Origin of the sequence: Mesorhizobium sp. LjNodule214 (genome assembly GCF_964252735.1) — a bacterium.
GTDB lineage: Bacteria > Pseudomonadota > Alphaproteobacteria > Rhizobiales > Rhizobiaceae > Mesorhizobium.
In genome coordinates this window covers 2,154,657-2,167,568 of record NZ_CAXUPE020000001.1, presented here as the reverse complement: position 1 = coordinate 2,167,568, position 12,912 = coordinate 2,154,657, and the positions used below count along the sequence as shown (strand labels likewise).

The window sequence follows — 12,912 nt, the reverse complement described above, 5'->3', positions numbered from 1 at the left end:
TGCGACGCACTTCGAGCGCTTCGATCGTTCCCTACTTCACGTTGGGACATGTCAAGGAGCTGCTTAGCGCGGCGTGGTGAGAGCGCATGTAGTTTCTGTAGGCGCAGGTCACATTGCGGACCCCGGCTCATCGGACCGGACCAGGGGACGTACTGGACTCGCGTAAACCGACAACGCACCATGCGGCAAACAACAGATGTATCAGGATTGCCGGCCAGAGCAGGACGCCGGTCAGCTTCAGGGTCACGCCGGCATAGGCGAGGACGATCGCGCCAAGAGCGTAATAGATCGTCAAGCCGACGAGTTGCGCCCGTTGGGCAGCGCCGCGACCGGCATCTTTCGACAACCAGCTTGCGACGCCGATGCAAAGAAGCGCGACCCCTGCCAGGCGCGCGAAGACAAGCGCCACTGGTGATGGCTCCGCCGAGCCGAGCAGGAGATCTGACACAACAGCAGGCACCGCAATGCACGCGATGCCTGTTGCGGCCTCGCCGACCCCTGACACTCGGAGGAGCAAAGTGCTGTTCGAAGCAAACATCGGTGGACCATTCCTCCCAGATCGATCAGTTTCCAGCGCCCGTTTGACCGCTTCCAGTGTGCAGCGCCGAGCGGGCGTCCGCCAGCAAGACGGCGCTGCCGTCAGGCTGCTGCGACACCTTTTTTATTGGCGCGTTCTTGTAGGTACCGTCGAGCGCCGCTTCCTCCGGCCAGTAGTTGCGGATGGTAATGTTGAACGAACCTTCGGAACAGGCTGCAGTTTGGCTCCTTGTCGTTGAGCGGCATCCAGGGGGCGCCGGCAAGCTCCGCACCGAGTAGCAACTGCCCAACCAGCGCAGGAACGATCACCAGCGCAACGCCTGTCGCCGCCTCGGCAATGGCGGCGGCAGGGAGCACCCATTTCAGCGCCGTGCCAGGCATCGGGACCGCTCAGGGCTACTTGGGCGGCTTGGTAGCCTCCGCCCCAAGCTTGAAGGTGAGCTTGTCGATCGTGCCGGTGAACTTGAACGGGGCATCGTAGCGATACTCCAGCAAAGCGACCCCGGTTCGCGTGTCCGCCCCGATGTCGAAGGTCTCGTCTTCCGGGAAGGTGACTGGGATGCCATTCTCCATCGTGTTCGTGGCAGCCTCCTTTCCATCCACGGAAAGTACGCCCGTGCCGCCGCTGCCGATGGTGTCACCGTTCAGCTTGTAGTCGAAGACGATGGTGTGCTTGCCGGGCTCCAGTTCTGGCCCCTCCCACATTGTGCGCTTGAGGTCGAGCAGGTTGTACATGAACACGACCTTGCCTCGCCCGACGCCGAAGTCGCCCTTGCTCAGGAACAGTCCGTAGCCGCCGAAGCGCCCACCTTCGGTGACGATCATGCCTTCGGCACCCAACAGGGTGTCAGGAATTTCGACCTCGGCGGTGATGGTAAAGGACTTGTTCAGGATGCTCGGCGCGGCGCTGGCCGGGGTGCCGATCAGCTCGCCCGAATAGGTGAACTCGGTCCGGCCCGCCGTGAGGTTGGGTCGCGGCGAGTTCCAGCGGGCCAACGTCGAATTGTCAAGCGGTAGCACGTTGTACTTCTCTGCCTCGGAATAGAAGAGATCCTGCAGCTCCTTGAGCTTATCGGGCATCTTGGCCGCCAGATCGTCGTTCTGGGTCGGATCGTCGTTGACGTTGTAGAGCTCCCACTTGTAGCCGGTGATCACGTCCGGAGGCGTGGCCGTGCTCAGTTCCCACGGAAGAGTCGCTGGCGTCGTCGCGGCCACCCAACCGTCGTTGTAGATCGCGCGATTGCCGAGCATCTCGAAGTACTGGGTCGTGTGCCTGGTCGGGGCATCGGCGTTCGCCTTGTCCCAGGTATAGGCCATGCTCGTGCCTTCAATCGGGCTCTGTTTGATGCCGTCGATCGCATCGGGCGCCGGTATGCCGGTCGCGTCGAGGATGGTCGGCACCATGTCGATGACGTGCGAGAATTGCCGGCGTATGCCGCCCACATCCGTGATGTGGCCTGGCCAGGACATGACCACGCCCTGCGACGTTCCGCCGAAGTGCGACGGCACCTGCTTCACCCACTTGAACGGTGTGTCCATCGCCCATGCCCAGCCAGCGGCGAAATGTGGGAACGTCCGTTCCGATCCCCAGAACGGGTGCCAAAGATACTGATCCTTGACCGGCACCGATACGCCATTGAAAGTCGTGAACTCGTTCGGTGTTCCGTTGATCATGCCTTCGGCGCTCGCGCCATTGTCGCCGCCGATGTAGATGATCAAGGTGTTGTCGAGTTCGCCGAGGTCATCGACCGCCTGGATGATCCGTCCGATCTCATTGTCGGCATAGGCAAGGTAGGCCCCGTACACGTCAGCTTGCTTTGTGAAGAGCTTCTTCTCCTCAAAGCTAAGGGAATCCCATTGGGGCAGTCCCTTCGGCCATTCAGTCAGGGTGGCGTTCTCGGGCATGATGCCCAGCCGCTTCTGGTTGGCGAAGATCGTCTCGCGCAGCTTGTTCCACCCGTCGTCGAAAAGGTGCATGTCGCCGATCTTCTTGATCCACTCCGGCGTCGGATGGTGCGGCGAATGGGTGGCGCCCGGTACGTAGTAGACGAACCAAGGCTTGCCGGGCGCGATCTCCTTGAGCTGTTTGATATGCTGGATGGCATCGTCGGCCATCGCGGTCTCGAGGTTCCAGCTGGGGTTCCCCTCGAACGGATAGATGGCAGTGGTGTTGCGGTAGAGGTTCGGCTGCCACTGGCTGGCGTCGCCACCGACGAAGCCGTAGAAGTACTCGAAGCCCATTCCGGTCGGCCATTGATCGAACGGCCCGGCCTGGCTCGACTGATAGCCGGGCGTGTTATGGTCCTTGCCGAACCAGGACGTGGCGTAGCCGTTATCCTTGAGAATCTTGCCGATGGTGCCCTTTTCCAGCGGGATGATCGAGTCGTAGCCCGGGAACCCGGTCACAATCTCGCCGACCACGCCAAAGCCGACGGAATGATGGTTGCGGCCGGTGATCAGCGCAGCCCGCGTCGGCGAGCACAGCGAGGTCGAATGGAAATTGGTGTAGCGCAAGCCCTCCTTGGCGATGCGATCCATGGCGGGTGTCGCACATTTGGCGCGCCCTTCGGCGGCACGATGCGCGGCGGCCACCACGGCGTCGACTCGGAGGCTTTTTCCTTGATCACGCCACCGAATTTGGGCGGGGGCGGCGGAAGTTGTTTCCCGTCGATCGTGGTCGTCGCGCCCGGCGAACCAGGTTCGCCGGTCACCTGTTGGGCACTTGCTTGAGTGAAAGGAGCTGTAGTCAAACTCAAGGTGAAGAGAAGCAGATAGCCAATTCTCGTCATTGCCACGTTCTCCCATACCTGCCCGAATTGGAGCCGCCCTGGGCAATACCAATTAGTAGCGCGTCGGTGAGTGACTTCCCTGCGGAACGCACCTCAAGGTTTCAGTGGCGTAACCATCGCGTCGATCGATACCGACTTGACCGGCGACTGCTTTTCCCAAGCGTGCGATTTGAATAAATAATGTAAACGATCCAGCCCATATACGCGCGTAGCATCGCGTAGCATCGCGTAGCATCTGGTATCTTCGGTGCGGCAAGGGTTGGTCCGCCCTGACAAGGCCTGAACCAACCATTGATGTGCATAGATTCGGCCTCGGCGAGGATGATCGCGGCTACATCCAACGTTGCGATGATCTCCTGGACCTCGTCTTTGCCAACAGAGGTACTTTGGTGCATGCGTATCCAGCTGTTTCGGCACTAGTAAGGTCGAGACAGCAAGCGGAGTTCCCCGTCGCAAGTAGGGCTGTCCGGGGAAAGTTGTTCATAGGCGAAAGCCGGTTGATACGAAGAAGTTTCGTTGCCCAAACAGGCATCGGGCGACCAGGTCGGTGAAGCAGGGTCGGAATGGCGGTGCGGCAGGCGCGGCTGGTGATGCGCTGCAGCCAAAGGCGATCATGGCAGCGAAGAGCTGCAGGCGGGTCGCATTGTCGCTGGGACGCCTCTCAGGCAGCTCACGGCGGCGACACTTGTGGATCGGCAGCTTGTCGATGTATGGTTGATGCGGGCGCGCGCGGATGCCGGCGTGACACGCGCCTCGGCTTGGTCTCGTGTTGGTGCCGTCGGGCCGGGACCGCCACTGCCCCCCGTCGTGTTATCTTCGCGCACACAAAGCCAGCTACACGCGACCTGCTGTTGCGTCATGGATCAACGCCGGACTGCTTTCAAGCGGGCATTCGCCTTGGACGACTTCGAAACGGGAGGAGAGCTTGGGAAATTGTTTCGTGAGTCTGTCCAAAGTCAGGCGTATCAGCAACGTTTTGTTGGCGTCTGCGTTGTTTGGCCTGGTGTGCGGATGTGCGTCCCGACCAACCAACGTGCTGCTGCCAGTGGCCGATACGTCGCCTTCGTCCAGTAGGGTGGAGATGTTGGTGGCGACGACCCGCAGTCGTTCCTCCAATCCGGCCGAGATGTATACGGGTGAGCGAGGACTAGCCCCGTCGTTTGCGGATATTACGGTGTCGATCCCTCCGACATCGGCGCGCAAGGTCGGCGAGGTCGCGTGGCCCAAGAAGCTGCCATCAAACCCGGCTAAGGATTTCGCGGTTCTGAAAGCCCAAGAATTATCGGTGGAGGGCGCGAAGGCGTGGTTACAAGCCTCAGTCAGAAAGAGCCCGGACCACAGCGTCCTGGTCTTCATCCATGGCTTCAACAACCGCTTCGAAGACTCCCTATATCGCTTTGCGCAGATAGCCCACGATACGGGCACCGACAGCGCTCCGATCTTGGTAACGTGGCCGTCCCGAGGCAGTACGCTGGCCTACGGCTATGACCGGGAAAGCACCAATTACACCCGGGATGCGGTTGAGAAGCTGTTCCAGTATCTGGCGCATGATCCCGAAGTAAAAGAGGTTTCGATACTCGCTCATTCGATGGGCAACTGGCTTGCGTTGGAAGCCTTGCGCCAGATGGCCATCCGCAACGGCGGGCTGCCGGCGAAATTCAAGAACGTCATGCTGGCTGCGCCAGACGTCGATGTCGACGTGTTTCGCACGCAGATTGCCGACATGGGCAAGCAGCACCCCCAGTTCACCCTTTTTGTTTCGCAGGATGACCGCGCGCTGGCGATTTCAAAACGGGTCTGGGGCGATATCCCGCGGCTCGGATCGATCAACCCGGAGCAGACCCCCTACAAAGAGGAATTCGCGACAAACAATGTAACCGTCATCGACCTGACCAAAGTCAAATCCGGAGACAAGTTAAACCATGGCAAGTTCGCCGAGTCACCGCAGATCGTGCAATTGATAGGGGCGCGGATGGCCAGCGGCCAGAATCTCACCGACAGCAGGGTTGGCCTGGGCGACACGATCATTCAGGCAACGACCGGAGCAGCAGCTGCGGCGGGCAGCGCAGCAGGGTTGGTGATTTCGGCACCCGTAGCGGTGGTCGATCAGAATACGCGCGACAACTACGGCAACCACGTCAACGCTCTCGCGGGTTCTCAGAACAGCCAGAAAGCGAAGGCTGGCAAGAATTGCGTTGTCTCCTCTCCGACGGGGAAAGATTGCAAGAAATAACCATTCGTCGAAACCAAAGCGGCAGTACTAAAGCCGATGAAAGGTAGACCATGCGCATCCGCAGGAACGCTGCCGTCCGGCTGAAAGGGGAATGAATGCGTCGCGTCGCGCGAATCTCACTTGCCATCATCCTTTCACTAGCCGTTGCAATCTTGACTGCCTGGGCCGGACTTGCCATGTGGTACCGCCTGCCTGTGGAACAGCTTGGTCGGGCTGTAGCCTGTGCCCTTTTCGTCCTGTTCGGCTGCGGCATCGTCGTCGCGCTCTTCAGCCATTTTCGCATCAAGGCGTTTGCACTGTTCCTCGCTGTGTTTGCCGCGGTTCTGGTTTGGTGGAGCACGATCAAGCCTGTGGGCGACGCCGACTGGGCGCCAGATGTCGCCCGTCAGGTAACCGGCACCCACGACGGAAATCTGTTGACGCTAAAAGATGTGCGCGCCTTCGAATGGCGTAGCGACACTGATTTCACCGAGCTCTGGACAACCAGGACCTACGATCTCTCCAGCGTCCAGACCGTCGACCTCTTCATGTCTTATTGGTCTGGAACCAAAATCGCTCATGTCATCATCAGCTTCGGCTTTGCAGGAGGTGACTATCTTGCTTGGTCCATCGAGGTGCGGCGAAGTAACGGTGGCAAGTTTTCGCCCATAGCGGACCTGTTCAAGAGCAATCCTCTGGTCATTATCGCGGCTGACGAGCGAGACGTGATCGGCGTCAGGTCGAATGTTCGGGGAGAGGACGTCCAGATCTATCGACTAAGGGCGTCGCCGGACGCAGCCCGGACGCTCCTTCTGGAATATCTCTCTGACGCAAATGCGCTTTCCGCGACTCCAGAATTCTACAATTCCATTACCACCAACTGCACGACCACAATCGTCAAGATGATGAGAGCGGTTGGTGACGTGGTCCCTCTCGACTGGCGCCTCATCGTCAACGGCTATCTTCCCGACTATGCCTATGCACGGGGTGCACTCGACACCCGCTTGCCATTGTCGACTCTTAGGGAGTTGGCCCACATCGACGACCGTGCGCGAAAGTCAGGCATTTCGGCCGATTTTTCGAGGTTGATCCGGGTTGGTGTGCCGTCTCCGGCTCGGAGTGAGTAGGGGACAGGCGTATTGATCGAATGCACGCGCTACGTGCGATGCCTCCGCAACAAGGCGGATGCGCTCGCCGTAGGCATCGGCGCGCAGGCCCTCGCGTCGAGAAGGTCGAGCGCGAGGTGAAGGCGCGCTCCGCTGTCACTGCCATAGAGAGCCTACGCCGCCGCCGGGATATCTGCTCCCAGCTTGCACAGGGCTCGTCGTACGGGGCATTTTGGCACCTTCGCACTACAGATCAGCTGAATATGCCGCACGACGGTTACAATTGTCCTCGGCGCCGCTGCCGAGCGGGGCGGGTCATTGCTTGAGGCACTTGAGGCCCATTGCCATTGCCTTGAAAGTGCCCTTCAGATCGACGACAAAGGTCCCCTTGGTTTCCGGAAACACGATCATTTCATATTGCTTCGCCACGTCGCGCTTGAAATTCGGGTCCTCTGTCAAGATGTAGCCGCCAGAATATCCGCCCTTGAGTTCGCCGCTCAAGCTAGTGGCCACACCCTCATAGAGATGGCCGGCGATGGAGACGAAGATTTCCGACTTGTTCCCATCCTGGAGGCCGATATCCACCTTCGTGAACACGCCGAGATACCCGACCTCCTGATTTGCGGTAACGCCCATTTGCACCGAACTTGGCCCATCTTGGCGCACGATCAAGCAATCTCCGCGGGTTTGATTTGCATAGACCGTCCAGCCCTCGATGTCGTCCCCGTACCGGACAAGCACATCGCTGGCTTTGGGAAGGGGATTTTGATCTTGTGCGTAGGCTGCCGTCGCAGACGAAAGTGCTACTGATGTTGCCGCGACGAGTGTCATGAAGGATCGCATTTTAATTCCCCGTGTTTGCAGGTTTAATTGTTCTATAGGCGTGGTCACGATATTTCAGATTTGTACATCGATATTCGTCCGGCGGCCGACCGCAATCGCGACCGGCCGCCGGATTGCGCCAAGGCTTACTGCCCCGCGTGCTGCTTGATAGCTGCCTCGATCTGCGCTTTCACCGCATCGAGGTTGAAGCTGGCGCCCTTCTGCATCGGCGGATACTCAATGGCCGTCATGGCCAGCTTCGACACCACCTGTTGAACGAACACGAAGCGCCAGAACTCATACTGGAACCAGGAGAAGTAGTTTTGCGAGCCGGTTTTCGTCCCGCTGTCCGGCCAGCCCGTGCGCTCGAAAGGATCGAGACGAAGATTGATCAGGTATGGCACGTCAGGGCGGGTCTTCTCACCCAGCCAGCCGCCGGGTTGGTCGATGAAGCGATACTTGAAGTCGTCGACACGCACTGCGCCAAGCGAGCTCTCGCCAAAGTAGTAGATTTCGTGGCGGGCTGAAGGCCCTTTGCCGGTGATCATGTCCATCTGGTTATAGCCGTCGAGATGGATCTTGTAGGTCCGCCCGGCGAGTTCCTTGCCCGTCAGCAGCTCCGAGCCGATGTTGGGATCGCCCGCCGCGGCGACGAAAGTCGGGAACCAGTCGAGCCCCGAAATGATGCCGTTCGACACTGCGCCCGAGGGGACATGACCAGGCCAGCGAAGCAGCGCCGGCGCCCGGAAGCCACCCTCCATGACTGTGCCTTTGGATTGCGCGAACGGAGTCTGACCGCCATCGGGCCAGGTGAAGACTTCGGTGCCGTTGTCGGTGGTGAACACGACGATGGTGTTGTCGTCCACGCCCATGTCCTTGAGCTTCTGCATGGTGGCGCCGACGATGTCGTCGAGCTGAGCCATGCCGGCTTCGTGAATGGTCCAGCCATTCTCCGAATTGCGCAGCGCCTCATACTTCGGCGACAGGTGTGTCACGATGTGCATGCGCGTCGGGTTGAGCCAGAGGAAGAACGGCTTGCCGTCCGCCTTGGCCTTGTCCACGAACTTGAAGGCGAGATCCTGGATTTCGTCGTCCACGGTCTCCATCCGCTTGGGATAGAGCGTGCCGGCATCCTCGATCTTTTGCTTGCCGACCTTGCCCCAGCGCGGCATCACCGTCGGATCATCCACGTCCGTGGCCCAGGAATGGACCATGTTGCGCGGGCCGACCGTGTCGAGCAGCTCCTGCGGGTAAGCGGGGTGCGCAGGGTCCTCCATTGCGTCGAGGTGATAGAGGTAGCCGAAGAACTCGTCGAAGCCGTGCACGGTCGGCAGGAACTCATTGAGGTCGCCGAGGTGGTTCTTGCCGAACTGCCCGGTCGCGTAGCCCATCGACTTGAGCGCCGTTGCGATGGTTACCGCTTCAGCCGGGATACCGACCGGCGAGCCAGCTTGGCCAACCGTGGTCATGCCGGTGCGGATCGGCAGTTCGCCAGTGACGAAGTTTGCACGGCCGGCCGTGCAACTTGCCTCGGCGTAATAGTCAGTGAACAGCATGCCTTCGGCTGCGATCTTGTCGAGGTTCGGCGTGCGCCCGGCCATCATGCCGCGGTTGTAGGCGCCGATGTTCCAGATGCCGATGTCGTCGCCCATGATGACGACGATGTTGGGTTTCTGGTCCTGCGCGGTTGCCGGCATGCTTGCGGCCGTAAAGGAAGCAAGGGCGAGCGGCAGCCCAAGCGAGATATTCCTGATCATACTCACGATGAACGTTCCTCCCGGCTGCCCGAAACGGGCCGGCAGCCTATGCCCATTTGCAATCGCCTCACTAGCTTCCGAAACATTAGGGGATTGCCCTGTCGTTGGGCCCGTAGCATCGGGTATGTTCTGTAGTAGGAGCGTCTTGTGTAACGTTCGCAGTTGGGTGCCGGGCACACAGCAGAGCGCAAGTATCGGCGTTCCCTTCCGGCACGCCATGCTGCCATTCCAATGGTCGTTAGATCTGTCGCGAAAACCAGGCGCGGGCGAGCAGCAGGCCCAGCGCGGCATGGATCGCAACCGCTGGCCACAGCAGTTTTCCCGCTTGGGCACCTTCGATCCCGAGATAGGCAAGGTAAATGGCCGTCAGGACGTTGTAGGTCAGCATAGCCGCCAGTGCCGAGTTCTTGCCATGTTGCTTTCGGCCGACCCAGCCACCCACGCCCAGCGCAAGCAGTGCGACGCCGGCGACGCGGCCGACGGCTAACCCCGCGCCGGACAGGCTTTCGTCGAGCAGCAACCAGCCGACCGTGCTCGGAACGACAATCAGGGCGATGCCGGTGGCAGCCTCTATGATGGCGGCCACCGCAAGCAACCGCGCAACCGACATGGCGGCAGAGCGCACTTTTAGCAGTAGTATACGCCAACCGCGCAGCGTCGTACCGTGCGGCGTGCCACCCCGGCGACGCTGACAGGCGTTAGCGGACGTCCGACCCTGGCCTCAGCGGTCGAGATCAGATCATAGGCGCCGGGAACCGTTGGCCTTTCCGAGGCTCCGAGTCCGATAAACCCGATGGTTCCGGCGAGCAGAATAATTCTCAGTTTCCTTGTCGTGGTCATTGTGCACCTTCTGGTGAAAACTGTGCGGGCAGTTCATCGGTGTCGGTCAGTTCCTTTGCCTCTACCTTCTTGGCGTCGGTCCCGTTCTTGAAGCCGAAATCATCGGCCGCAACGTCGCTCCCGGTCTTCCAGTCCCTAACTTGGACGCTGTATTGCGGCCCCTGATCGACGTCCTTGCTGGTAATGACATAACGGCAGGGATAGGGGTGCTCGCCCTGGGCGATCCAGATCTGCCAATCGACCTCCTTGGCCCGAAACGCCAGGTGGTCGCATTCGGTGCCGCCGATCACGCCGCTGCCGAGGTCCTTCACGTCGCTCACGTCACGCATCAGTTCCTCGTAGACGTTCGACATAAGCAGGTCAGCACCGGGGACGGGCCGATGGAACTTATCCCGCAATTCGTCGACCAGATGGTCCAGGGTGCCGGGCACCTCGGCCTGCGTGTAGAGGTTGGCGTCTTTGCCTAGCAGCGTGAGGGTCTTGCCGTCGAAGATCATCTCGACATTGGCGAAACCGCCACTGCGCGTGGCACGGATCTTGTCGGGCCGGTTGAGGACGACCGTCCCCGAACTGGCAAACAGAAGTTTCTGGTGATCCTTGGTGACGACCTCGAAGTTGGTGTCGTATCCAAAGGAAATGGAGCTCTCGGCCGCCATGTAGTCGGACATCGCCTTGAGCATGCTCTTGGCCTCTGCGTCATCCGCTGTCGCAGGCGCTCCCCAGCCGATCGCCAAGATCATCGCCGCTGTAGATGCGGCGGCGAGTCTCCTTGATTTTCGTGGTATTTTTTTCATCTGAGTGCCTCCTTCAAGGTTGCTTCGGCACTATAGTCGGGGAAGCGGAGGAGCACCCGTAACATCGGGTAGGTTCTGGTATGGTCGCTACTTTTATGGCGCGGCGGCCTGCCAGCGCGACAGCGCAGACCGACGCTCAGAGCCGCACTTACCCGCGCGACTACATATCAGATGTTATGGCAGGCACTGAGGAGCCTGACGGCGCGTCCGGCGGCACGGGCAAGCCTGCCTTGCGAAGGCTCGCGATAATGCGCGCCCGATCCCCCACCTGAATGTTGCGCTTCACGAGTTCGGCCTCAATGTTGGGGATGAACGCTGGGCTCATCTTCATAAACATTTCTCCCTCCCGGGTTGCTTCCGCCATCATCCCCGCCTTTGCATAGATGGCGGTCGCTACCACATGGTAGATTGGGAGTTTCTGGAGATTGGCCTGCCGGATCTCGGCCACGGCTTTTTGGTCCTCATGTTGCATATAGGCCGCGAGCGCGAGCACCGTGTGGTAGTACCCGCCGGCCCCCGGATTCCGGTCAAGAGCTAGCTGCACGAGCTCCGCCCCACGCTGCCATTGCCCTCCGAGTGCCAGTCGTGTGCCGAATTCGCCGAGGAACTCGGTGTCGTTGGGATTGAGGGCCAGTGCCCGTTCCCCGATTTCCATCGACTCAGCCAATTGCTGATTGAAGAACAAGGCCGTCATCAAGGCCTGAAGTGCGCGCATATTGTCCGAGTTCAGCTCGACCGCCCGACGCGCTGCAGCGAGTGCACGTTGAACCGACGTGGGCGCGCCTTTTCGCCCATTGAAGCCAAACCGGTCCTCGTCGACGTAAGCAATTGACAGCATCGACCAGGCGGTAGCGTAGGATGGAAAGCGCGCGACGGCGCTCTCGAGGCAGTCGCGGACCGCAGCATGCCGTTCGACACTCAGCTCGGTGCGATAGGCGTAAAACTGAAGCGTGCAACGGTAGGCATCGAGATCATCGGGCGGACCGTTCGCGGTGTCGGCCTGATAGATGACGCCGTAGGGCTGCGCTACTACTGTTGCAACCTGGGCAGCGACATCGGACTGAATGGCGAAGATATCGCGGGAACGGAAATCGTCGTTGTAGGTCTGAGACCACAGGATCGTGCCGTTTTCGGTTTCGATCAGACGGGCTGTGACACGGATGCGCGCGCCGGAGATCTGCACCCCGCCGGTCAGAAGGTAACCGGCTCCGAGTTGCTGGATGTGCGAAGGGGCGACTTGCGATGGCAAGGCCTCTGAGGTCTCGCGGCCGAACACGGTGAGTTCCTTGAAGCGCGGCAGGATGCTCAGCAATTCCTCGGTGAGCCCCATCGCATAAAGCTTGGCTTCCGGTCCTCCGCCGAGATCGGCGAATGGCGCGATCACCAGCGTTGGTCCCTCGGGACCGGCCGCCCGCGCCGAGGGCAAGGAGGTCTGCGACCCTAGCTGGCTGGAGGCCCAATATGCAAGGGTGAGGAGGCAGACGACGACTGCGAGCGCTGCCGTGGCGAGCCAATGCACTCGTTCCCATGAAATCGAAGCCGCTTTCGAAATCTCGGGAGCCGCTGCAGGTTCGACTGGCGTGAGTTCGACTGCGTTCGAGACGCTCCAGCTGAAAACGGGCACGTACCCGCCCTTGGGGATTTCGATGCGGATCGGATCGGTGTATCCCGACAGCAAGAAATACCGCTCAAGCGCGCGGCGCAACCGACCCGCCTCGATCCGCACCACCGGATCGTCCTGCGTGAAGTTTTCGTCCCGGTCGAAAACCTCGATGGCGATCGAATAACCCTTGATCCGCGTAGCGCGCCCAGAAAGCGTTTCCTCCACGATGTAGCGTAGGAAAGCACAAGCGCGCGCCGGCACCGAAAACTCGGGACTTGAGAGAATGCGCTCAAGCTCGGCGCGGACCTCCTCCGGAGAGGGTGGCAGTCGGACTCCCGAAGTCAGTGCTAGCGCTGCAACCCCAGGATCAAAGGCGTTCATTCCATAACCCCTCGTACCCCACCTTGAGGGCTGTCCCGACCTGCCGTCGGGCATTGGCTTAGGAGTTGAAG

The 12,912-nt window shown here is 60.4% G+C and carries 10 protein-coding genes and 1 pseudogene; 2 read left to right on the top strand and 9 right to left on the bottom strand.

The window, feature by feature from the left end:
- Window positions 1-127 precede the first annotated feature (127 nt).
- The 3 genes and pseudogenes from ACSQ3Z_RS10280 to ACSQ3Z_RS10270 all read right to left on the bottom strand — a co-directional run bounded on the left by ACSQ3Z_RS10280 (window position 128) and on the right by ACSQ3Z_RS10270 (window position 3,326).
- Window positions 128-538, bottom strand: coding sequence for a hypothetical protein (locus ACSQ3Z_RS10280; RefSeq protein WP_436171160.1), 411 nt, complete (start codon window positions 536-538; stop codon window positions 128-130).
- Window positions 539-639: 101 nt separating this feature from the next.
- Window positions 640-918, bottom strand: a complete 279-nt coding sequence (locus ACSQ3Z_RS10275) for a hypothetical protein (protein WP_436171159.1) — start codon at window positions 916-918, stop codon at window positions 640-642.
- 15 nt (window positions 919-933) lie between these two features.
- Window positions 934-3,326: pseudogene (locus tag ACSQ3Z_RS10270) on the bottom strand (arylsulfatase).
- A gap of 964 nt (window positions 3,327-4,290) precedes the next feature.
- On the opposite strand from ACSQ3Z_RS10270, the gene ACSQ3Z_RS10265 reads away from it, so the two are divergent.
- Together ACSQ3Z_RS10265 and ACSQ3Z_RS10260 are read left to right on the top strand one after the other, a co-directional pair.
- Window positions 4,291-5,559 (top strand): alpha/beta hydrolase, encoded by a 1,269-nt coding sequence (locus ACSQ3Z_RS10265; RefSeq protein WP_436171894.1) that lies wholly within the window; start codon window positions 4,291-4,293, stop codon window positions 5,557-5,559.
- Window positions 5,560-5,654: 95 nt separating this feature from the next.
- Window positions 5,655-6,665: an Lnb N-terminal periplasmic domain-containing protein gene (locus ACSQ3Z_RS10260; protein WP_436171158.1), complete on the top strand. Its 1,011-nt coding sequence runs from the start codon at window positions 5,655-5,657 to the stop codon at window positions 6,663-6,665.
- A 294-nt stretch (window positions 6,666-6,959) separates the two neighbouring features.
- Here the strand turns inward: ACSQ3Z_RS10260 and ACSQ3Z_RS10255 are convergent, their stop codons facing one another.
- The 6 genes from ACSQ3Z_RS10255 to ACSQ3Z_RS10230 all read right to left on the bottom strand — a co-directional run bounded on the left by ACSQ3Z_RS10255 (window position 6,960) and on the right by ACSQ3Z_RS10230 (window position 12,841).
- On the bottom strand, window positions 6,960-7,487 hold the full coding sequence (locus ACSQ3Z_RS10255; protein ID WP_436171893.1) for a hypothetical protein: 528 nt from the start codon (window positions 7,485-7,487) through the stop codon (window positions 6,960-6,962).
- A 125-nt stretch (window positions 7,488-7,612) separates the two neighbouring features.
- The gene (locus ACSQ3Z_RS10250; protein WP_436171892.1) at window positions 7,613-9,163 is read right to left on the bottom strand and encodes an arylsulfatase; all 1,551 of its coding nucleotides are present in this window, start codon (window positions 9,161-9,163) and stop codon (window positions 7,613-7,615) included.
- A 298-nt stretch (window positions 9,164-9,461) separates the two neighbouring features.
- The gene (locus ACSQ3Z_RS10245) at window positions 9,462-9,809 is read right to left on the bottom strand and encodes a hypothetical protein (RefSeq protein WP_436171157.1); all 348 of its coding nucleotides are present in this window, start codon (window positions 9,807-9,809) and stop codon (window positions 9,462-9,464) included.
- 41 nt (window positions 9,810-9,850) lie between these two features.
- The gene (locus tag ACSQ3Z_RS10240) at window positions 9,851-10,063 is read right to left on the bottom strand and encodes a hypothetical protein (protein WP_436171156.1); all 213 of its coding nucleotides are present in this window, start codon (window positions 10,061-10,063) and stop codon (window positions 9,851-9,853) included.
- Window positions 10,060-10,857 carry a DUF2092 domain-containing protein gene (locus ACSQ3Z_RS10235; protein WP_436171155.1) on the bottom strand — a complete coding sequence of 266 codons (798 nt, stop codon included), beginning with the start codon at window positions 10,855-10,857 and terminating at the stop codon, window positions 10,060-10,062. Before ACSQ3Z_RS10235 ends, ACSQ3Z_RS10240 begins: the two co-directional genes overlap by 4 nt.
- A gap of 160 nt (window positions 10,858-11,017) precedes the next feature.
- Window positions 11,018-12,841, bottom strand: coding sequence for an adenylate cyclase (locus ACSQ3Z_RS10230; protein WP_436171154.1), 1,824 nt, complete (start codon window positions 12,839-12,841; stop codon window positions 11,018-11,020).
- Window positions 12,842-12,912: the final 71 nt, after the last annotated feature.

Excerpts from the sequence above, each read along its gene's own strand:
- ACSQ3Z_RS10240 (WP_436171156.1), bottom strand. The coding sequence starts at position 10,063 with ATGACCACGACAAGGAAACTGAGAATTATTCTGCTCGCCGGAACCATC.
- ACSQ3Z_RS10235 (WP_436171155.1), bottom strand. The coding sequence starts at position 10,857 with ATGAAAAAAATACCACGAAAATCAAGGAGACTCGCCGCCGCATCTACA.
- ACSQ3Z_RS10255 (WP_436171893.1), bottom strand. The coding sequence starts at position 7,487 with ATGCGATCCTTCATGACACTCGTCGCGGCAACATCAGTAGCACTTTCG.
- ACSQ3Z_RS10250 (WP_436171892.1), bottom strand. The coding sequence starts at position 9,163 with ATGCCGGCAACCGCGCAGGACCAGAAACCCAACATCGTCGTCATCATG.
- ACSQ3Z_RS10230 (WP_436171154.1), bottom strand. The coding sequence starts at position 12,841 with ATGAACGCCTTTGATCCTGGGGTTGCAGCGCTAGCACTGACTTCGGGA.
- ACSQ3Z_RS10275 (WP_436171159.1), bottom strand. The coding sequence starts at position 918 with ATGCCTGGCACGGCGCTGAAATGGGTGCTCCCTGCCGCCGCCATTGCC.
- ACSQ3Z_RS10260 (WP_436171158.1), top strand. The coding sequence starts at position 5,655 with ATGCGTCGCGTCGCGCGAATCTCACTTGCCATCATCCTTTCACTAGCC.
- ACSQ3Z_RS10280 (WP_436171160.1), bottom strand. The coding sequence starts at position 538 with ATGTTTGCTTCGAACAGCACTTTGCTCCTCCGAGTGTCAGGGGTCGGC.